Below are 21,099 nucleotides of genomic sequence, written 5' to 3' on the forward strand. Positions count from 1 at the left end.
GAGAGTAGATACCGTGCAAGTGGCCATTCTCGCCAGCACTCATCCCGGCTCGCAGGACGCTGCGCGGGCCCTGCGTGAGCGCTACGGCGAGGTGGCCCTGGACGCCGCCGAGGTGCTGGTGGTGCTCGGCGGCGACGGTTTCATGCTGCACACCCTGCATGAGCACGTCGACCGCAACCTGCCGGTGTTCGGCATGCGCCTTGGCGAGGTCGGTTTTCTGATGAACCGCTTCGCCGAGGACGACTTGCTCGAACGCATTGCCGCCGCGCGCGAGGTGGTGCTCAATCCTTTGAAGATGACGGCCACCGACCAGAGCGGGCAAACGGCTCAGGCGGTGGCCATCAACGAGGTCGCCCTGCTCAGGCAGACCAATCAGGCCGCGCACATCCGCATTCTGGTCAACGGCCGTGAGCGCGTCGAGCGCCTGGTCGCAGACGGCGTGCTGCTGGCCACCGCCGCCGGCTCCACCGCCTACAACCTTTCCGCCCACGGCCCGATACTGCCCCTGGGTACCGAAGCGGTCGTGCTGACCCCCATCTCCCCTTTCCGCCCGCGCCGTTGGCAGGGCGCGATTCTGCCGGCTTCGGCTGAAGTTTCTTTCGAAGTACTGCAGCCCAGCTACCGCCCGGTCAGCGCCACCGCCGACTACGACGAATTCCGCGACGTCACCCGGGTGGACGTGCGCCAGCAGCACAACATCACCCACCGCCTGCTGTTCGATCCCGAGCATTCACTCGAAGAACGCATCCTCTCCGAACAGTTCCTCCAGTAACCACCCCCGCTTCGCCCGAACGCTGGCTTCGCGACCTGGAGGTCGCTCCCACGGTTCCGGTGGCGATTGTTGTTGTAGGAGCGATCTCCAGATCGCGATTGGCTTCGCCCGAACGCTGGCTTCGCGACCTTGAGGTCGCTCCCACGGTTCCGGTGGCGATTGTTGCTGTAGGAGCGATCTCCAGATCGCGAAAGCTCCGCTCGGGGGTCGGCTTCGCGACCTTGAGGTCGCTCCTACGGTTCCGGTGGCGGTTGTTTTTGTAGGAGCGATCTCCAGATCGCGATGGGCTCCGCCCGAACGCTGGCATCGCGACCTGGAGGTCGCTCCCACGGCTCGGGTGGCGATTGTTGTTGTAGGAGCGGTCTCCAGACCGCGATTGGCTCCGCTCGGGCGCTGGCTTCGCGACCTGGAGGTCGCTCCTACGGTTACGGTGGCGGTTGTTTTTGCTGTGTGCTTCGCCCCGGGGCTTGCAAACGGCATTCGGCTTTTCTAGTCTGAATCTGGCGTTGGTTATTGGGGTGGTCTTTATGGATCGAGGCGAATCCTTGCATCCCGGCAGCAGGGCGTTGCGTTTTGGGCGCTTTTCCCAGCCGGGCATGGCTTATCTGGTCACGGCGGTCACGAGCCGACGTGAGCCGCTGTTTGATCGACTGGACTTAGCGCGAGCCGTGATTCGATCGTTGCGGCACAACGATGCCTGCGGCTGGACGGCGACCGCTTGCTTCGTGCTGATGCCCGACCACCTTCACTGGCTGTTCCAGCTGGGCGATGAGAAGTCGCTTTCTGCGGTGATGCGGGATTTCAAGGCCTACACCGCCCGACAGGTCAATCAACAGCGCGGGCTGAAGGCTCGGCCGGTCTGGCAGAAGGGGTTTCACGACCACGCTCTGCGTGAGCACGAGGATCTCAGGCGGGTGTCGCGTTATGTGATCTGCAACCCGCTGCGTGCGGGGCTGGTGACCCATTTGCGTGACTATCCGCACTGGGATGCCTGGTGGTTCCGCCCCGAGCGCGGTGCGCCGATGGAGTCCGCGTTGCTGGGGCTGTGAAAGCGCGACCTGGAGGTCGCTCCTACAGCTCGGGTGGCGATTGTTGTTGTGGGAGCGATCTCCAGATCGCGAAAGCTCCGCTCGGGGGTCGGCTTCGCGACCTGGAGGTCGCTCCTACGGCTCGGGTGGCGGTTGTTGTTGTAGGAGCGGTCTCCAGACCGCGATCAGCTCCGCCTGGACGCCGGCTTCGCGACCTGGAGATCGCTCCTACGGCTCGGGTGGCGGTTGTTGTTGTAGGAGCGGTCTCCAGACCGCGATCAGCTCCGCCTGGACGCTGGCTTCGCGACCTGGAGGTCGCTCCTACGGCTCGGGTGGCGGTTGTTTTTGTGGGAGCGGTCTCCAGACCGCGATTGGCTCCGCTCGGGCGCTGGCTTCGCGACCTGGAGGTCGCTCCTACGGTTCCGGTGGCGGTTGTTTTTGTGGGAGCGGTCTCCAGACCGCGATCAGCTCCGCCTGGACGCCGGCTTCGCGACCTGGAGATCGCTCCTACGGCTCGGGTGGCGGTTGTTGTTGTAGGAGCGATCTCCAGATCGCGAAAGCTCCGCCCGAACGCTGGCTTCGCGACCTTGAGGTCGCTCCTGCGGCTTGAGAGGTATAATCGGGATTGGTGTGGGCGGCCGGGTGGCGTTGCGTAAGCGGAGGGTTGCATGGGCTGGTTCAGGCATGCTTCGCGCTTTCGTGGTCTTGTACACATTCAATGACGAGGAACAGGATAGATGTCATACAGATTGTTATTGCCCCTGCTTACACTTTTTCTGGCCATGCCACTGGCGGCCCAGGAAAACGGGCAGGTTGACGGTTCCGAGAAGGAAGCGCATGCAGAATGGTCGGTCAACGAGCCGCCGGGTGACTGGGAGACGATCAGCATCGACACCGATGAGGTGACCTGGTCGGATGTGGACGTGCACCCGGACGGCGAAAAGCTGGTGTTCCACATGCTTGGCGATATCTACACGGTGCCGGTGTCGGGCGGTGAAGCAACCGCGCTGACCGACGATCTGGCCTGGAATTTCCAGCCGCGCTACAGCCCGGACGGCAGCGAGATTGCCTTTGTTTCCGACCGCGAGGGCGCGGAAAACATCTGGATCATGAATGCCGACGGCTCGAATCTTCGGCAAGTGAGCAAGGAGCGCGATAATCTGCTGCACAACCCGGCCTGGTCGCCGGACGGCAACTACATTGCCGCGCGCAAGGGTTATTATTCGCAGCGCTCGATTCCGGCCGGTTCCATCTGGATGTACCATCGCGGCGGCGGCAAGGGCGTGATGCTCGTTGATCGTCTGCACGGCGAGCAGTCCCAGAAGAATATTGCCGAGCCGCATTTTTCGCCGGACGGCCGCTATGTCTACTTCAGCCAGGACATGACCCCCGGCGCGGTGTGGGAGTATAACCGCGACGCCAACAAGGGCATTTTTGCCATTCGCCGTTTCGATCGCGAAACCGGCGAGACCGAAACCGTGGTTTCAGGGCCTGGCGGCGCCATTCGTCCGGTGCTCTCGCCCGACGGCAAGCAGCTGGCTTTCGTGCGCCGCAATCCCACCGAGCTGACCTCGCGGCTGATGGTCAAGGACTTGAAGTCGGGCATTGAGCGCACGCTGTTTACCGAGCTCGAGCGTGACAAGCAGGAAACCTCCGGCGATATGGGCAATTTCCCCGGCTTTTCCTGGATGCCCGACGGTGAATCGATCGTGATCTGGACCGGCGGCAAGTTCCATCGCATCGGCACGGACGGTTCACACCAGCCGATCGAGGTGCATGTTGCGACTGAAAAGCAGATTCATCCGGCAATTCAGCGCACGGTCGAGGTCTCGCCCGATCGTTTCCCGATCCGCATGGCGCGCTGGACCCAGCGCAGTCCCGACGGGCGCCATGCCATCTATCAGGCCATGGGTTATCTGTGGCTGCACGACCTCGAAAAGGACAGCCACCGCCGCCTGACCAAACAGGACGAGCACTGGGAGTTCTACCCGCGCTTTTCGCCCGACAGCCGATCGGTGGTCTACACCACCTGGCACGACGAAGAGCTGGGCTCGGTGCGTATCGCGCCGATTGGCCGCGGTCGCAGCCGCACCCTCAGCGACGAGCCGGGGCACTACATCGAGCCGTCTTTCTCGCCCGATGGCAAGCAGGTGGTTTTCGTGCGCACGGCCGGCGGTTACCTGACCTCGCCCAACTGGTCCGAGCGTACCGGCTTGTACGTTGCCGAGGCCGATGGCGACGGCATGCGTCGCGTGCACGACAGCGGCAGCAATCCGCAGTTCACGGCTGACGGCCAGCGCCTGCTGTTCTCGCAGGGCAGCAGCGACGGGCTGGCGCTCAACAGCGTCAACCTGCAGGGCAATGACCTGCGCGAGCACCTGCAGGGCAAGTGGATAACCGAGTATCGGGTATCGCCCGATGGCCGCTGGGTGGCCTTTACCGAGCATTACAACGCTTATGTGGCGCCCTTCTTCGCGGCCGGCAGCAAACTCACCATCGGCGCGGATTCACAGGCCTATCCGGTACGGCAGGTTTCGGGCCGGGCCGGCAATCATCTGCACTTCGACGCCGACAGTTCGGCGATTGGCTGGGCCCATGGCGCCCGCCTGTACCGGCGTGAACTTCACGATGCCTTCGCCTTTCTCGAGGGCGCTCCGCAAGAGCTGCCCGAGCCGGAAACCGAGGGCGTTGAGCTCGGCTTCGAGGTGGAGTCCGACCGCCATGACGCGCGTATCGCTCTGGTGGGCGGCCGCGTCGTGACCATGCGTAACGCTCAGGAGCAGCAGGAAGTCATCGACGATGGCGTGGTGCTGATCGAAGGGCATCGTATCCGTGCCGTGGGCTCGCGCGACGAGGTCGAAATCCCCTCCGGGTTCGAGACCGTGGATGTCGCCGGCAAGACCGTGGTGCCCGGCCTGTTCGATTCGCACGCGCACGGCCCCATGAGCAGCCGGCAGCTCACGCCGCAGAAGAACTGGTCGCAGCTGGCCAACCTGGCGTTTGGCGTGACCTCCATTCATGACCCGTCCAACGACAACGCTGCCATCTTCTCGATGGCGGAGCTGCAGCGGGCCGGCGAGGTGGTGGCGCCGCGCATCTGGTCGACCGGCCGGATTCTCTACGGTGCCCTGGCGCGGGGCGCGACCGCGAGGGTCAATTCCTATGAAGACGCCGAGTTTCATGTTCGCCGGCAAAAGGAGCTGGGCGCGATTTCGGTCAAGAGCTACAACTACCTGCGACGTGATCAGCGCCAGCAGGTGCTGGAGGCTGCGCGCAATCTCGACATGCTGGTGGTGCCCGAAGGCGGCATGCGCCTGGAGCAGAACCTGACCCACGTGGTCGACGGCCACACCGGGATCGAGCACAGTCTGTCGATCAAGACCGCTTATGACGACATCCGGCAGCTGTGGAGCCAGACCGATGTGGTGTACTCACCGACCTTCGTGGTGGCCTACGGCGGCCTGATGGGTGAGGAGTACTTTTACGACCGCTACGACGTGTGGAAAAACGAGCACCTGCTGAGCTTCGTGCCCAAGTCGATCGTTTACCCGCGCTCCATCCGACGCCCCAAGGCGCCCGATGAGCATTACAACCACGTTTTCGTTGCCAAGCAGGCGAAAGCCTTCAACGAGTTGGGTGTGCCGGTGGTCATTGGTGCCCACGGCCAGCTGGCCGGGCTTGGCGCACACTGGGAGATGTGGGCGATGGTGCAGGGCGGCTTTTCGCCCTGGGAGGCGCTGCGTGGCGCCACCATCGACGGCGCCGAGTACTACGGCATGGGCGATGAAATCGGCTCGATCGAAGCCGGCAAACTCGCCGATCTGTTCGTGATCGACGGTAACGTGCTCGAAGATATCGAGCAGAGCCAGAATGTGGTCTACACCATGCTCAACGGTCGCCTCTATGATGCTGCGACGATGGACCAGCTGGCCCCTGAAAAGGTCGAGCGCAAGCCGTTCTTCTTCGAGAGCGAGGGCGGTGATGCCTGGGTGCCCGAAACGATGGACTGGGTCGAGAGCCTGGGCCGCGAGCACGGCTGGCACCACCACTGATTCGACCGCAAGGCCAACAAAAAACCCCGCCGGCACTGCCGGCGGGGTCAGATCGAAAAGCTGAGCCGGGTTTGCTCAGCGCACTGAATCAACGACCGCCGCGCTTTTCCTCACGCAGTTTACGCGCCCGTTCGATGATATCTTCGCCGGTCAGGCCGTCGAGCGATTTGTAAAGGCTGGGCAGGCCGGACCAGGCGGCGGTGTCGTAGGTGCCGAGAAAGCGCAGCGCCGAATCCAGCCTCTGGTATTGCGCCTTGGACGTATCCATCGCGATCAGCTCGAGGCTTTCCTGAAACGCCTGCGGGCTGCTGCCGTCGAGCACCATCGTCAAGCCATAACCTTCTTCCTGGGCTTCGCCTTCCACGCGCGGAATCTTCTTTTCAGGATCGACGCTGTCACGGCGCTGCAGGGATTCCGGTTCCCGGTCCTGGCGTTCGCCGCGGCGCACGATCTTGCGCCCGCTGTCGCTGGACTGGGTCTGCGCCTTTTCCTCGGGTTTTTCGGCCGGCGCCGGATCGTCCGCGCCGCAGCCGATGGCCAGAAAGGCCATGCTCATGATGAAGAGGGTCTTCTTCACGGTTTTCTCCATGGTTGAGTTGAGTGGGGTCTTGCCCGCTTAGATGGTCGGAGTCTCGCCGGGTTCCGGCTCGTCAACGACGCGGGCGTGCAGGTCGTATTCGTCAGCTCGGGTAATGCGCACCATCAGGCCGTCGCCGGGCTGCGGGTCTTCGGCGCCGGACACGATCACCTGGCCGTCGATCTCGGGCGCATCGCCGTAGCTTCTGGCAATGGCGGTGCTGCCTTCGACCGCGTCGACCAGCACCGGCTCGATGCCGCCGACCCGGCGCTCGAGGCGGGCCGCGCTGATGCCGGCCTGATGCTGCATGAAGCGGTGCCAGCGTTCTTCGGCCACTTCGTCGGGCACGGCATTGGCCAGCTGATTGGCCGCAGCGCCTTCGACCGGCGAGTACTTGAAGCAGCCCACACGGTCGAGCTGAGCCTCGTCGAGCCAGTCCAGCAGCTGCTGAAAATCGTCTTCGGTCTCGCCGGGAAAGCCGACGATGAAGGTCGAGCGAATGACCAGGTCGGGGCACTCCTGGCGCCAGTTGCGGATGCGCTCGAGCGTGTTTTCCGCCGCCGCGGGCCGGCGCATGGCTTTCAGCACCGAGCGACTGGCGTGCTGGAAGGGGATATCCAGATACGGCAGGATGCGCCCGGCGTTCATCAGCTCGATGATGCGGTCGACGTGCGGGTAGGGATAAACGTAGTGCAGCCGCACCCAGATGCCCAGCTCGCCGAGCGCGTGGCACAGATCGTAAAGCCGGGTTTCGTATTCGCGATCGCGCCAGTAATCGGTCTGGTACTTCAGGTCGACGCCGTAAGCGCTGGTGTCCTGGCTGATGATCAGCAGCTCCTGCACGCCGCGCTCTGCCAGCTGTTCGGCCTCGCGCATCACCATGCCCAGCGGTCGGCTGGCCAGGCGACCGCGCATCGACGGGATGATGCAGAAACTGCACTTGTGGTTGCAGCCTTCTGAAATCTTGAGATAAGCGTAGTGCTGCGGCGTCAGTTTCAGCCCGCCCGGCGGTACGAGGTCGAAGCGCGGGTCGTGCGGCCGCGGCAGGTGGCGGTTGACCGACTGCACCACTGCCTCGCCTTGCTGGGGGCCGGTCACGCCAAGCACTTTCGGGTGAATGCGCGTGACTTCTTCAGGCTTGGCGCCCATGCAGCCTGTGACCAGCACCTTGCCGTTGGTCGACAGCGCTTCGCCGATGCTCTCGAGTGATTCGGCCTTCGCCGAGTCGATGAAGCCGCAGGTGTTGACCACGACCAGATCGGCGTCGGCGTAGCTGGGCACGATATCGTAGCCCTCGCTTTTCAGACGCGAGACGATGTCTTCGGAATCCACCAGGGCCTTGGGGCAGCCCAGGGAAACCAGGCCCACGGCGGGGCGGTTGTCGCGGTTATCGCGGTCGGGTTGTGTCATGGGTGGGTATTCTACCCTTGGCGGGGGATCTGGGGGTTGGGGTTTGAAGTGTTCGGTGTGAAGTGTTCAGTGTGAAGTGTGAAGTGTGAAGAAAAAGAAGGGTGTTGGGTGGCGCCTTGGGTCGGAGTGGCTACGGGCTTACGGCAAGCCGAAAAACCTCTAAAGCCCGCCCTTCACACTTCACACTTCACACTATCAACTTCCACACTTCAAACTCCCCGCCTCACGCGGTCGACGACTTGGCGCAGCTTTTCGATGCCGTCCAGCAGGCGTGGTCCGGGGCGGCCGAGCCAGGCTTCGCTGATCGGGAGGATGCGGTTGTGGGTGATGGCGGGGATGTTTTCCCATCCTTCACGGCGGCGGACGACGTGGGGGCGGTATTTGCTTTCGTCGACGCCGCACCAGCTCATCACCACGGCCTCGGGGGCGCCTGAGCGCGCCATTGCGCCGTCGATCTGCAGACTCTCGGCTTCACGGTCTTCCCAGGGGTTGATGCCGCCGGCCAGGCGGAGCATTTCGTTGACCCAGGAGTTGCGCCCCGGCACGATCACCGGCTTGGGCCACCACTCGACCAGAATCGGCACCGGCGGGCGCTCGGGCAGCGGCGCGGCGAGCGCGGTTTCGAAGTCTGCGGCCAGCTGCTCGGCGGCACTCCCGGCGTCGAGTGCGGCACCGATGCGCCGGATATCGGCGGCCACATCGGACAGGGTGTGTGGCTGGGTCACCAACAGCGGCAGCCCGGCGGCTTCCATGCGTTCCAGGCAGCGCTCGTGGCCCGGAACCGTCAGCGAGGTGATGACCAGGTCGGGCTCGAGCGCAAGGATCCGCTCGACGTCGACGTCCAGGTCCGCCCCGATGCGCGGCAGCCTGTCGACCACCTCCGGGGGGTGATCGGAATGGTCATCCACCCCCACCAGCCAGTCGGCCCGGCCCAGCGCGCAGATGATCTCGGTGTTTGAACAGGTGTGGCTGACGATGCGCATGGGGGTAATGTTAAGTGTGAAGTGTGAAGTGTGAAGTGTGAAGTGTGAAGTGTGAAGTGTGAAGTGTGAAGTGTGAAGTGTGAAGTGTGAAGTGTGGCGGGGCTTTTCTTGAGGCTTCACAGTTGGTTCTCTTTCCAGCTGTCGGCTGCGTGGTGGCCGCGGGTTTCGTTGATGGGCCAGGCGCAGACGATGGCGGCGGAAAACAGCAGCAGGCAGAAGACGATGGCCGTGGCCAGTCCCAGCCAGGCTTGCAGCAGGCCCAGACCAAGGATACCGAAAATGGCGGCCAGTTTGCCCGCTGTGCCCCAGAAGCCGAAGAACTCGGCGGCCTTGCCGCGCGGTGTCAGCGCGCCGACCAGGGCGCGCCCGGCCGATTGCGACGAACCCAGGCTCAGGCCCGCCAGCAGGCCGGCGCCGAGAAAGACGTGCTGGGCCTGCCAGCGCACGCCCAGCCAGTTGCGCGCCAGCTCGGCAACCGCCGGGGTCTGCCAGATGGCGGCAATGGCTGCCAGCCACAGCACCAGGGTGGTCAGATATGTGCGGCGCGCACCGATGCGCCCCTGAATCAGGCCGAAGCTGATTGCACCCAGCGCAGCGGTGATCTGCACGGTCACGAACATGGCGATGCGGATCGATTCGTCCCAGCCGATGACTTGCGCGCCGTAGATGAAGGCAAAGCTGATGACGATGTAGATACCGGCCATCTTGAAGAAGATGGAGGCCAGCAGCCAGCGCATGTCTTGAAAATGCCGGACGCGCCCGAAGGTGCGTCTCAGGCGCCTGAAGCCGACGTGTACCGCGCTGTCGCCGGGTCGGAGCGCGCGCCGTGCGCCTCTTTCCTTAAGCCACAGAAAGGTCGGCAGGGCGGTGATCAGAAAGAAGACCGCGGCGAAGGGGCCGACCCAGCGCACGCTGTCGTAGTTGGCCAGGCTCACCTCGCCGAGGAAGAGCAGGGCGAAGGCGGTCGAGACCAGCCCGCCGATGTAGCCCAGCGACCAGCCCAGGCCGGAAATCCAGCCCAGGTCCCGGCGCGGGCCCAGGCTCGGCAGAAAGCTGGCGATGAAGCCCTCGCCGATGGCGTAGGCAAAGTTCGAGACGATGACCAGCAGCATCGCGAACACGATCCAGCCCGGCTCGACAAACCACAACAGCGCGGTGGCGATCACGGTCAGAAGATAGCTGGCAAACAGAAAGGCCTTGCGCCGGCGGCCGTGATCCATGATCGCGCCACAGACCGGATTGGCAACCACCACCAGGGCGTAGGAAGCCGCCAGGGCAACGCTCCACAGCAGGTTGCCCAGGCGATAGTCGGGGCCGTCGCCGACGATCACCCGGGTAAACAGGTCGCCGAAGACTACCGTGATGATGAGCAGCGTATAGGCCTGGTTGGCGAAGTCGAACATCGCCCAACCGAGGATTTCCTTCGCTGGCGCCCGCTTGCGAGTGACCATCAGATGGCTCCGGACGCGGCGCTGCCGGCCGGAACGCCGGGATTCAGTCGATCACGCCCAGGCGTTTGCCCACCCGCGTGAAGGCTTCCACGGCCTGCTCCAGGTGCTCGCGGGTATGCGCGGCTGAAATCTGGGTGCGGATGCGCGCCTGACCCTTGGGCACAACCGGAAAGAAGAAGCCGATCACGTAGATGCCTTCGGCGAGCAGTTCGTCGGCCATTTTCTGCGCCAGCGGCGCGTCGTGCAGCATCACCGGAACGATCGGATGCTCGCCCGGCAGCAGCTCGAATCCGGCCGCGTCCATGGCCTGCCGGAAGAAGCGGGTGTTTTCGTCAACGCGGTCGCGCAGCGCGCTTGATTCGGTCAGCATCTCGAACACTTTCAGGCTGGCGGCCACCAACTGCGGCGCGAGCGAGTTCGAGAACAGATAGGGGCGCGAGCGCTGGCGCAGCATGTCGATGACTGGCTGGCTGGCGACGGTGAAGCCGCCCATGCCGCCGCCCAGGGCCTTGCCCAGGGTGGAGGTGAAGATATCGACCTTGTCGAGCACGCCGTGGTGCTCGGCCGAGCCGCGCCCGGTGGGCCCGAAAAAGCCGGTGGCGTGGGCGTCGTCAACGGCGACGAGCGCGTCGTATTTTTCTGCCAGGGCGGTGATCTCGTCGAGTTTGGCGACGTAGCCGTCCATGGAGAACACGCCGTCGGTGATGATCATGCGGGTGCGCTTGTCCTGCGTTTGCTTCAGGATGTCCTCGAGTGCCTCCATGTCCGAGTTCGGATAGCGGTGGCGCTCGGCCTTGCACAGGCGCACGCCGTCGATGATCGAGGCGTGGTTGAGCTGATCGGAAATGATCGCGTCTTCCGGGCCCAGCAGCGGCTCGAACAGGCCGCCGTTGGCGTCGAAGCAGGAGGCGTAGAGAATCGCATCGTCCTTGCCGAAGTATTCGGCAATGGTTCTTTCGAGCTTTTTGTGCAGATCCTGGGTGCCGCAGATGAAGCGCACCGAGGCCAGGCCGAATCCATAGTCGTCGAGCGCCTTCCGGGCGGCGTCAATGACCTCGGGGTTGTCGGCCAGGCCGAGGTAGTTGTTGGCGCAGAAGTTGAGCACCTTGCCGCCCTCGAGCGTCTCGATCTCGACGCGCTGCGGCGTGGTGATCTGACGCTCGCGCTTGTACAGCCCGTCGGCCTCGATCTGCGCCAGCTCGTCGCGGAGTCTTTGAAGAGTTGCTTTGTCGCTCATTGCCTGATTCCTTATAAAACCCGAAGCCTGTGTCCATCTGTGGACAACTGCATTTGATCTTTCACTCGATCTCGCCGGTCCAGTCGCACACGATCTTGCCGCACTGGCCCGAGGCCATCAGTTCGAAGCCGGTCTCGAAGTCGTCGATGGCGATCTGGTGGGTCAGCGCCTTGTGCAGCGGAAAGCCGGTGAGCACCATTTGGGTGATCTTGTACCAGGTTTCGTACATGCGCCGCCCGTAGATGCCGTGGACTTCCAGGCCCTTGAAGATGACCTGATCCCAGTCGACCCCGGCGTTCTTGGGCAGCAGGCCAAGCAGGGCGACCTTGCCGCCGTTGTACATCAGCTTGAGCAGGTCGCCGAAGGCGCGGGGATTGCCCGACATTTCCATGCCGACATCGAAGCCGTCGATGCCCAGTTCGGCGCGCACGTCGAGCAGGCTTTCTTCATTGACGTTGAGCGTGCGCGTGGCGCCCATGTCGCGGGCCAGCTGCAGGCGGTAATCGTTGACGTCGCTGATGACGATATGGCGTGCGCCGACGTGCTTGGCAATGCCGGCAGCGATGATACCGATCGGGCCGGCGCCGGTGATCAGCACGTCTTCGCCCACCAGGTCGAACTGCAGCGCGCAGTGGGCGGCGTTGCCGAAGGGGTCGAAGAAGGCGGCCAGCTCGGAAGGGATCTCGTCGGGAATTGGCCACAGATTGGTCACCGGTACGACCACGTATTCGGCAAATCCGCCGTCGCGGTTGACGCCGATGCCTTCGGTGTTGGGGCACAGATGCGGTTTGCCGGCGCGGCAGTTGCGGCACACGCCGCAGACCACGTGGCCCTCGGCCGAGACGCGCTGGCCTTCTTCGTAGCCGCGCACGCCTGATCCCAGCTCGACGATATGGCCGACAAATTCGTGACCCAGCACCAGCGGCGGGCGGATGGTGCGCTGTGCCCACTCGTCCCATTGGTAGATGTGCAGATCAGTGCCGCAAATAGAGGTCTTTTCGAGTTTGATCAGAACCTCGTTGGCTCCGGGCGCGGGTACGGGAACCTCGCGCAGTTCCAGGCCGGGAGCCGCGTCGGGCTTGACCAGCGCGCGCATGGTGCTCGTCATGGATGGTCTCCGGGGTTGGGCAAAGAGGCCCATTATAGGGCCTTGCGCCAAATCGGGTGGCCGGCTTGACAAGTTCGCCGCCAATGCGAACAATTCGCATTTCACGTGTCGTGACCCGTCACCTGCAGCCAGCGCGGCGCCCTGAGAAAGGGCAGTTCGTGCAAGCCAGCCGGGTTCCGTGCAGGCCCTGGTGGCGTGCATGGCAAGGGCCGGTTTGAACTCATTGCACCCTGGGAGCTGAATGCATGACGCATCGATTCGAGCCCGTGCTGGCCATTTTCCTGTTCTTTCTTGCCGCCGCGGCGAACGCTGACCCCGGCTATATCGTGCTGGCGCCCGATCGCGGCTTTGTCGGCAACAACCTGGCGCGGGCGGCCTTCGAGCCGTTGGCCGAAGCGCGCGATGCCCGCCTGGTTTTCGTGACCGACGAACGCGGCAAACCCTAATTCCACCGCGCCGTCGAATCGCTGCGCGCTGCCGGCGCCGAGCGCGTGGTGCTGCTGCCGCTCTATCTCACGGCCGCTCATCCTGATTTCGAACGCATCGAAGACTGGCGCCGCGACGTGGCGGCCCGCAGCGGGGAAATCGTGCTCGGGCGCCCCTTCGGTCAGAGCTATCTTGCAGTTCGCGCCGCGGGTGATCGACTGGCAAACGCCCGCACCCACGCCGGCCGCCTTGTGGCGGTGGGCCATGGTGCCAGCGATGCGGCCAACGCGGACGCCATGTCTCGCGCGCTGGAGAAGCTCGCCGTGGCTGCCGCCGGCGGCCGGCACTTCGATTCGGTGCAGGCGCGCGTGCCACTGCAGGACGACGACCTGTCCGCGGCGCTGGACGATCTGGGCGAGCAGGACCGAGTGCTGCCGCTGCAGGCCGGGCCGATGTTCAGCGAAATGATGGCTTATTCGAACTGGCTCGAGCGCTCGCTGCCCGACGGCGCCGAGCTGATCCATGGCGAGTTGTTTTCGCATCCGGCGGTAACGGCCTGGATGCAGCGCGAGGCGGCCCGCTATCAGCCCGTTGAGGACAAGCGCCTGGGCGTGATCGTGCACGCTCACGGCGCCGGCTTTCACTGGAACGAGACCATGCGCCAGGCCGCGGCCCCCCTGGCCGAGGACTACCTGCTGGATTTCGCCTTCTCGATGGGCGGAGCCGGCACGCTCACCCGCGCTATCGAGCGACTGCAGCAGCGCGGGGCCGAGGCGGTGGTGATCGTGCGCGTGTTCAGCATGGCCGACTCGTTCATCGGCGGTATCGAGCGCCTGATCGGCGCCGATTACGAATCCTGCCGGCCGGCCGATCTCGGGCCCATGCACGGCCACGGCGAGCCGGCACCCCGGGTGCTGACCTCGCTGCCGGTGGTTACCCGCGGCGGGCTCGAGGATCATTCGCTGTTTGCCCGGGCGCTGCTCGAGCGCGCGCGTGAGCTTTCCGAGGCGCCCGAGCGCGAAACCGTGCTGCTGGTCGCCCACGGCAAGGGCGATGATGAAGGCAACGCGCGCTGGCTGGCGCTGCTCGATTCGATGCGCCGGCAGATGCTCGCGCACGGCGGCGAGGAATTCCGCGCCATCGAGATCGGCACCTGGCGCGAAGACTGGCCGGACAAGCGCGAGCAGGCGGTCGACGACGTGCGCGCGAAGATCGAGGCCGCGCAGCAGAACGGCGGCCGCGCGCTGCTCGTGCCCGCCCGCACCACCGGCCAGGGCCCGGCGCGGGAGCTGATTGCGGATCTGGACTACGAGCTGGGCGAGGGTTTCGCGCCGCATCCGCTGTTTGTCGACTGGCTGCGCGAGCAGGTCGAGCAGGGCAGGCAATCAATCGTCTACGCCGGCCCGCAGGACTGGCGGTGCCAGTGGTCTGGCTCTCAGTGAGCCTGGAGTGATGCCGCCAGGGCCGGCAGCCAGGTGGCCGATGGCCCGGCCAGGTGCCAGCGCGCCAGGGCCGTCAGCTCGCTTTCCTGCGGGTTGATCTCGACGACCGTGGCGCCGTTGCGCGCGGCAATGGCCGGCAGGCTGGCGGCGGGCTGAACGGCGCCACTGGTGCCGGCCACCAGCATCAGATCGCAGTGCTCGGCGATCTCGAAGGCGGCCTGAAGAATGGCCTCATCGAGCGCTTCGCCGAACCAGATCACGTCGGGACGGGCGAGACCTTCGGGATGATGCGGCGAGGGCGGCGGCTTGTGGTCGGCGTGATCGCTCAGCCAGCCTGCGTCGATCTCGCGACGAGTGACCGAGCAGATGCTGCGCTGGATATTGCCGTGCAGCTCCAGCACCGGATCCGAGCCGGCCAGGCAATGAAAGCCGTCGACGTTCTGGGTGATCAAATCGAGCTGCGGCACTTGCGCGGCCAGCTTGACCAGAGCGTGGTGGCCGGCGTTCGGTTCGGTGCGGCCGATCAGCTCGCGGCGCCACTGATACCAGTCCCAGACGGTGGCCGGGTCGCTGGCAAAGCCGTCGGGCGAGGCCAGCTGCATCGGGTCGAAGCGCTCCCAGACGCCGGTCTGGGCGTCGCGAAAGGTCGGAATGCCCGACTCGGCCGATACGCCGGCGCCGGTCAGCACGGCCACTCGCCGGGCCTGGCGCAGGGTGTCGCTCAGATCGGCAGGCAGGCGCTCGGGGTCGCTGCAGGTTATTGTATTCATGCGTGTTTTACTTCCCATGGGGTGAGCCTATCGTGGCACACGCGGGCCGGTGAGTGGCTGCTGCAGGCTTCAGCTGTCGTCTTCGCCGGCATCGGGTCGGCGGCCGATACCGTGTTTGCGGACGATGCCGCGCAGCTGGTCGTAACTCAGGCCGAGCTTTTCGGCGGCGCGCGTCTGCTGGCCGCCAGCGGCCGCCAGGGCGGCTTCGGTCAGGCGCCGTTCCTGCTTGTCGAGCCAGGCGCGCAGGTCGATGTTGCCCTTTGCCGGATCCGGCAGGCGGTCGTCCTGGTCTGCGGCCTGCGGTCGCCAGGGCGAGGCAAAAGGGTCGAACTCGATCGTCTCGACCGCCGCTTGCGGTTCTGTGAGACGATAGACCGCCCGCTCGACCACGTTCTTGAGTTCACGCACGTTGCCCGGCCAGGGGTAGGCGAGCAGGGCGTCGATGACGGCAGACGAGAAGCCGGCGAAGAACGGCCGGTTCATCTCGCGGGTCATGCGCATGGCAAAATGTTCGGCCAGCGGCAGGATGTCCTCGCGCCGCTCCCGCAGCGGCGGCAGGGTGATGACATCGAAGGCCAGGCGGTCGAGAAGATCGGCGCGAAAGCGGCCCTCAGCGGCCAGTGACGGCAGGTCGACGTTGCTGGCGCCCACGATGCGCACGTCGACTTCCAGCGGCCGGGTCGAGCCCAGGCGCTCGAACTGACCGTACTCGATCACGCGCAGGATCTTCTCCTGTACCGCCAGCGAGGTGCTGGCCAGCTCGTCGAGAAACAGGGTGCCGCCGTCGGCGCGCTCGAAGCGCCCCGCGCGCTGTCTGGACGCGTCGGTAAAGGCGCCGGCCTCGTGGCCGAACAGTTCGGATTCAAGCAGCGATTCGCTGATTGCCGCGCAATTGAGTTTGACCAGCGGTTGATCCCAGCGTGGCGAGAGATAATGCAGCCGCTCGGCGACTACTTCCTTGCCGGTGCCGCGCTCGCCCACGATCAGCACCGGGCGATTCAGCGCCGCCGCCCGGGAGATGTCCTCGATCACGTCGAGGAACGCCGGGGATTGACCGATGACTGGCTGCTCAGTCGGGCTCATTGGGCTGCGGCCACACCGGTGCAATACCCTTTCGGCGGGCTGCCGGGTGAGCGCAAAATTCCGCATCCGAAGCAGCAAATCCGAAACCAGCGCTCCGGGCCGGAATTGGCAGACACGCTGAGTCGGCCCGGGTTTTCGGAGTTGTTTCGGATGTCGTATTTCGGATTGGGTGTTTGCAGTTCAATCACCAACATTGCCTTCCCGGTCGCCATCTCTGCCAGAATACGTGCATGGCCAGGCCCAAGTCAGTGTATACCTGCCGCGAGTGCGGCGCGAGCTCACCCAAGTGGTCGGGGCAGTGCCCCGACTGCCAGGCGTGGAACACCATGGAGGAAGGCGTGGCCGCGGTGCAGGCTGCGGTCAAGGGCCCGAAAGGCCGGGGCAACTGGACCGGCACGGCATCGGCCGCGGTCAGCAATCTGGCCGAGGTGCGGGCGGAGGCCGCCCGCGATCGTCTGTCTTCGGGCCTCAGCGAGCTCGATCGCGTGCTCGGCGGCGGCCTGGTGCCCGGCTCGGTGGTGCTGCTCGGCGGTGATCCGGGCATCGGCAAATCCACGCTGCTGCTGCAGGCCCAGGATGCGGTGGCCGCCGGCCACGGCAGCCTGTATATCACCGGCGAGGAGTCGGCCGCGCAGGTGGCGATGCGCGCGCGCCGGCTGAATCTCGATCCCGCCCGCCTGGACTGCCTGACCGAAACCAGCCTGGAAGTGATTCTGGCCACGGCGGCCGCGCGCAAACCGGCCTTCATGGTGGTGGATTCCATTCAGACGCTGTGGACCGAGGCGCTGCAGTCCGCGCCCGGTGCGGTGGCCCAGGTGCGCGAATGCGCCGCCCGCCTGGTGCAGTTTGCCAAGCAGACCGGCTGTGCCGTGGTGCTGGTGGGCCACGTTACCAAGGAAGGCGCGCTGGCCGGCCCGCGCGTGCTCGAGCACATGGTCGACGCGGTGCTGTATTTCGCCTCCGATTCCGGCAGCCGCTATCGCCTGGTTCGTGCGGTCAAGAACCGCTTCGGTGCGGCCAACGAGCTGGGCGTGTTCGCCATGACCGACAAGGGTCTCAAGGCGGTCGCCAATCCTTCGGCCATCTTTCTGTCGGGTCAGGAAGATCCGGCGCCGGGCAGCTGCGTGCTGGTCACGCGTGAGGGCACGCGGCCGATGATGGTCGAGGTGCAGGCCCTGGTGGCGCCGTCGAATCTGTCCAACCCGCGGCGGGTGGCGGTTGGTGTCGACCCCAACCGCCTGGCGATGCTTTTGGCGGTCATGAATCGCCACGCCGGCGTGGTCGTCGGCGACATGGACGTATTCGTCAGCGTCGCCGGCGGCATGCGGGTGACGGAAACCGCCAGCGACCTGGCCATTGCGCTGGCAATTCAGTCTTCACTGCGGGAAAAACCCCTGCCCCGAGGGCTGGTCGCTTTTGGTGAGGTGGGGCTGGCCGGGGAACTGCGCCCGGTCTACAACGGCGAGGAGCGCCTGCGTGAGGCGGCCGGGCAGGGCTTTGACACCGCGCTGGTGCCCGAAGCCAATCTCAAGGGCGTCAAGGCCCGCATCACCGCCCGCGGCTGCAAGCGCCTGAGTGACGCGCTGGCGGCAGCGCGCGATGTTTGATCAGCGGGCCGGTGCCCGTTCAGGCATAATTCAGGGCCTGCGTGTGAGATTGCCATTCAGGTTTCCTTGGAGAGTCCAGACATGAACCGATGCATTTCGCTTGCCGGTATTGCCAGCGTGCTGATACTGGCGGCCTGCGTGACGATCAACGTGTATTTTCCCGAGGCAGCGGCCGAGCGGGCGGCGGACCGTTTCATCCGCGACGTGCTCGGCGACGATGTGCCGGCGGCGCCTTCGGATGAGCCCCAGGCCGCGCGCACGCCCTGGTGGCACGCGCTCTCGCCGGTTGCCGCAGCGCATGCCCAGAGCCCGGACATCGATATCAACACCCCGCAGATCCAGTCGATCAAGCAGCGCATGGCTCAGCGCCAGCGCGAGCAGCTGGCGGCGTGGTTCGACGCCGGCGCCATCGGTTTTTCGCGCGACGGCCTGGTCGAAATTCGCGAGCGCTCGGCGGTCGGCCTGTCCGAACGCCGCAATCTCGAGCGCGTGGTCAACGAGGAGAACGCTGATCGCAACGCCGTCTATCGCGAAATCGCGATTGCTAATGGCCATCCCGAGTGGGAAGACGATATTCGCGAGACCTTCGCGCGCCAGTGGATCGCGAACGCGAAATCGGGCTGGTACTACCAGCAGGAAGACGGAAGCTGGACGCAGAAATAGGTGGGTTGGCTAGTTGGCTAGTTGCGCCGGGATAGGCTTTTCTAACCAGCCAACCAGCCAACCAGCCAACCAGCTAACCAGCTAACCAGCTAACCAGCTAACCAGCTAACCAGAAACAGGTATTCATGGGAAGAAGACGTCGTCGCCTGCCGACAGAGCCGATCACGGTTGAAATCAGCGATCTCTCGCACGACGGGCGCGGCGTGGGGCGGCACGGCGACAAGGCCGTGTTCGTGCACGGTGCGCTTCCGGGCGAGACCGTTTCGGCTCGGCTGATCGGGCGCAACCGGCGTTTTGACGAAGCGCTGTGTGAAGAAGTGATCGCGGCTTCGCCCGAGCGCGTCGAGCCTGATTGCCCGTGGTTCGATCGCTGCGGCGGCTGTGCGCTGCAGCATCTCGATCACGCCGCCCAGATCGAATGGAAGCACAAGCGCCTGGTCGACAACCTCGAGCGCATTGGCGAGGTGCGCCCCGACGAGTGGTGGCAGCCGATCGCGGCCGAGCCCTGGTATTACCGCCGCCGCAGCCGCTTGAGCGCGCGGCGGGTCAAGGGCAAGGGGCGCGTGCTGGTGGGGTTTCGTGAGCCGCAGGGCCGGTTCGTGGCCGATATCGGCGACTGCCGGGTACTGCATCCGGATTTCAGCGACCGCCTGCAGAGCCTGTCCGAGCTGATTGGCGAGCTTTCGGTGGACGACGCCGTGCCGCAGATCGAGACCGCCAGCGGTGATGACGCCTCGGCGATGGTCATCCGCCATATGCGCGAATTGACGGCCGACGATGTCATGGCGCTCAAGCGCTGGTCAGACGAAAATGGCATTGCGGTTTATCTCCAGCCCAAAGGGCCCGAGACCGTGCACAGGCTCTGGCCCGATGAACACGAGTTGAGCTATCGGCTCGACGATTTCGGTCTGGAGCTGGCTTTTCACCCGCAGCATTTCATTCAGGTCAACGCCGCGATCAATCGTGCGCTGGTTGCCCGGGCGCTGGAGCTGCTCGATCCGGGGCCGGAAGATCGCGTGCTTGACCTGTTCTGCGGCCTGGGCAATTTCACCCTGCCGCTGGCTACCCGCGCCGGTCACGTTACCGGCATCGAGGGCGCAGCCGAATTGATCGAGGCAGCCGGTGCCAACGCCCGACGCAACCAGCTTGATAACGTCGAGCTCGACGTGGCCGATCTCACCGCGGATGTGTCTTCCCGGCCCTGGTACCGCGCCGGCTTCGACGGCGTGCTGATCGATCCGCCGCGCAGCGGTGCGTTCGAGGTGCTGCCGATGATTGCCGGTTCAGGGGCGAAGCGGGTGGTTTATGTCTCCTGCAACCCCGGCACGCTGGCGCGCGATGCCGGTGAACTCACGCGGCAGCACGGCTTTCGCCTGGTCGGAGCGGGTATTGCCGACATGTTTCCGCATACTGCGCACGTTGAATCCATCGCCCTGTTCGAGCGCATATGAGTCGAACCTTGCCGCTGGGGCCGTTGATCGTGGGTATCGACGGCACCGAGCTTGACCAGGCCACCGCTGAGCGCCTTTGCCATCCGGCCGTGGGCGGTGTGATCCTGTTTGCCCGCAATTACGCGTCGCCCGATCAGCTGCGCGCGCTGACCGCTGCCATTGCCGCGCTGCGTTCGCCGCGCCTGCCGGTCACCGTTGATCAGGAGGGCGGGCGGGTGCAGCGCTTCCGGGCGGGGTTTACGCCGCTGCCGCCGCCGGCGGTGATCGGGCGCTGGTATCGTACGTATCCCGATCGCGCCCGCGATCTGGCCTACCGCCACGGCCGCGTGATGGCCGCCGAGCTGCTCGGTCACGGCGTCGATCTGAGTTTTGCTCCGGTGCTTGATCTGGATCGCGGCAGCACCGTCATTGGCGATCGCAGCATGAGCTCGGATCCCGAGGCCGTCGCCGATCTGGGTGCTTTCTACACTGCCGGAATGAAGGATGCGGGCATGCGTTGCTGCGCCAAGCATTTTCCGGGGCACGGCTCGGTGGCGGCCGACTCTCATCATGAAGTCGTGGTCGACAACCGCGACCTCAGTGCCCTGGATGAAGATCTGGCGCCGTTTGCCGAACTCGCTGCGCGGCTTGACAGCATCATGATGGCGCACGTTTGCTATCCGGCGCGCGATCCAGAGCCTGCCGGATTCTCGCGTGCCTGGGTGGTCGATATCCTGCGGGAGCGACTGGGGTTCGGCGGGCTGGTGATTTCCGACGATCTGGACATGGCGGGCGCCGCGCCGGCCGGCGCTCTGGCCGAGCGCGTTTCGAAATCGCTGGCGGCCGGTTGCGATGCGGTGCTGGTCTGCCGCCCGGAATCGGTGCGCTCGCTGCTCGAGGATGACAGCCAGTGGCCGGTGCCGCCGGCCGGCAAGCTGGAGCGACTCTACGGCCGGGCCATGGCCAGCCTTGATGAGCAACTGCTGGTGCCCGAGTTCCGGGCCTGGCGCGACTCGCTCAGGGCGCTTTGCCGCTGAGCGCCAAACCCGGGATCAGGAAT

The 21,099-nt window shown here is 65.2% G+C and carries 17 protein-coding genes; 9 read left to right on the top strand and 8 right to left on the bottom strand.

Annotation, left to right across the window (positions count from 1 at the left end; all coding sequences use genetic code 11):
- Positions 1-13: 13 nt before the first annotated feature.
- The 3 genes from ACEWQZ_RS09960 to ACEWQZ_RS09970 all read left to right on the top strand — a co-directional run bounded on the left by ACEWQZ_RS09960 (position 14) and on the right by ACEWQZ_RS09970 (position 5,852).
- Positions 14-772: an NAD kinase gene (locus tag ACEWQZ_RS09960; protein WP_476482939.1), complete on the top strand. Its 759-nt coding sequence runs from the start codon at positions 14-16 to the stop codon at positions 770-772.
- A 527-nt stretch (positions 773-1,299) separates the two neighbouring features.
- Positions 1,300-1,821 (top strand): REP-associated tyrosine transposase, encoded by a 522-nt coding sequence (locus tag ACEWQZ_RS09965; protein ID WP_476482940.1) that lies wholly within the window; start codon positions 1,300-1,302, stop codon positions 1,819-1,821.
- A gap of 716 nt (positions 1,822-2,537) precedes the next feature.
- Positions 2,538-5,852 (top strand): amidohydrolase family protein, encoded by a 3,315-nt coding sequence (locus ACEWQZ_RS09970; protein ID WP_476482941.1) that lies wholly within the window; start codon positions 2,538-2,540, stop codon positions 5,850-5,852.
- 88 nt (positions 5,853-5,940) lie between these two features.
- Here the strand turns inward: ACEWQZ_RS09970 and ACEWQZ_RS09975 are convergent, their stop codons facing one another.
- From ACEWQZ_RS09975 to tdh, 6 genes are all read right to left on the bottom strand, one after another.
- Complete coding sequence (locus ACEWQZ_RS09975) at positions 5,941-6,429, bottom strand: hypothetical protein (RefSeq protein ID WP_476482942.1); 489 nt, start codon at positions 6,427-6,429, stop codon at positions 5,941-5,943.
- Between the two features lie 39 nt (positions 6,430-6,468).
- Positions 6,469-7,839, bottom strand: coding sequence for a 30S ribosomal protein S12 methylthiotransferase RimO (gene rimO / locus ACEWQZ_RS09980; protein ID WP_476482943.1), 1,371 nt, complete (start codon positions 7,837-7,839; stop codon positions 6,469-6,471).
- Between the two features lie 209 nt (positions 7,840-8,048).
- Positions 8,049-8,822 carry a cobalamin-binding protein gene (locus ACEWQZ_RS09985; protein WP_476482944.1) on the bottom strand — a complete coding sequence of 258 codons (774 nt, stop codon included), beginning with the start codon at positions 8,820-8,822 and terminating at the stop codon, positions 8,049-8,051.
- A gap of 116 nt (positions 8,823-8,938) precedes the next feature.
- Positions 8,939-10,273, bottom strand: coding sequence for an MFS transporter (locus ACEWQZ_RS09990; protein ID WP_476482945.1), 1,335 nt, complete (start codon positions 10,271-10,273; stop codon positions 8,939-8,941).
- A 43-nt stretch (positions 10,274-10,316) separates the two neighbouring features.
- Complete coding sequence (gene kbl, locus ACEWQZ_RS09995) at positions 10,317-11,510, bottom strand: glycine C-acetyltransferase (RefSeq protein ID WP_476482946.1); 1,194 nt, start codon at positions 11,508-11,510, stop codon at positions 10,317-10,319.
- A 61-nt stretch (positions 11,511-11,571) separates the two neighbouring features.
- Positions 11,572-12,618, bottom strand: a complete 1,047-nt coding sequence (gene tdh / locus ACEWQZ_RS10000; protein ID WP_476482947.1) for an L-threonine 3-dehydrogenase — start codon at positions 12,616-12,618, stop codon at positions 11,572-11,574.
- A 245-nt stretch (positions 12,619-12,863) separates the two neighbouring features.
- Between tdh and ACEWQZ_RS10005 the strand changes: the two genes are divergently transcribed.
- Both ACEWQZ_RS10005 and ACEWQZ_RS10010 read left to right on the top strand, forming a co-directional pair.
- On the top strand, positions 12,864-13,064 hold the full coding sequence (locus tag ACEWQZ_RS10005) for a hypothetical protein (RefSeq protein ID WP_476482948.1): 201 nt from the start codon (positions 12,864-12,866) through the stop codon (positions 13,062-13,064).
- 48 nt (positions 13,065-13,112) lie between these two features.
- Positions 13,113-14,486: a hypothetical protein gene (locus tag ACEWQZ_RS10010; RefSeq protein WP_476482949.1), complete on the top strand. Its 1,374-nt coding sequence runs from the start codon at positions 13,113-13,115 to the stop codon at positions 14,484-14,486.
- Here the strand turns inward: ACEWQZ_RS10010 and ACEWQZ_RS10015 are convergent.
- Both ACEWQZ_RS10015 and pspF read right to left on the bottom strand, forming a co-directional pair.
- On the bottom strand, positions 14,480-15,256 hold the full coding sequence (locus ACEWQZ_RS10015; protein ID WP_476482950.1) for an SIR2 family NAD-dependent protein deacylase: 777 nt from the start codon (positions 15,254-15,256) through the stop codon (positions 14,480-14,482). The two genes, ACEWQZ_RS10010 and ACEWQZ_RS10015, sit on opposite strands and share 7 nt — an antisense overlap.
- A gap of 69 nt (positions 15,257-15,325) precedes the next feature.
- Positions 15,326-16,339: a phage shock protein operon transcriptional activator gene (gene pspF / locus ACEWQZ_RS10020; RefSeq protein WP_476482951.1), complete on the bottom strand. Its 1,014-nt coding sequence runs from the start codon at positions 16,337-16,339 to the stop codon at positions 15,326-15,328.
- Positions 16,340-16,569: 230 nt separating this feature from the next.
- Between pspF and radA the strand changes: the two genes are divergently transcribed.
- The 4 genes from radA (at position 16,570) to nagZ (ending at position 21,076) form a co-directional block, all read left to right on the top strand.
- Positions 16,570-17,946, top strand: coding sequence for a DNA repair protein RadA (gene radA, locus ACEWQZ_RS10025; protein ID WP_476482952.1), 1,377 nt, complete (start codon positions 16,570-16,572; stop codon positions 17,944-17,946).
- An 81-nt stretch (positions 17,947-18,027) separates the two neighbouring features.
- Positions 18,028-18,609 (top strand): YdbL family probable chaperone protein, encoded by a 582-nt coding sequence (locus ACEWQZ_RS10030; protein ID WP_476482953.1) that lies wholly within the window; start codon positions 18,028-18,030, stop codon positions 18,607-18,609.
- A 125-nt stretch (positions 18,610-18,734) separates the two neighbouring features.
- Positions 18,735-20,060 carry a 23S rRNA (uracil(1939)-C(5))-methyltransferase RlmD gene (gene rlmD / locus ACEWQZ_RS10035; protein ID WP_476482954.1) on the top strand — a complete coding sequence of 442 codons (1,326 nt, stop codon included), beginning with the start codon at positions 18,735-18,737 and terminating at the stop codon, positions 20,058-20,060.
- Positions 20,057-21,076, top strand: a complete 1,020-nt coding sequence (gene nagZ, locus ACEWQZ_RS10040; RefSeq protein ID WP_476482955.1) for a beta-N-acetylhexosaminidase — start codon at positions 20,057-20,059, stop codon at positions 21,074-21,076. The genes rlmD and nagZ overlap by 4 nt, the downstream gene beginning before the upstream one ends.
- Positions 21,077-21,099: the final 23 nt, after the last annotated feature.

This window comes from Wenzhouxiangella sp. YN1, from assembly GCF_056324145.1.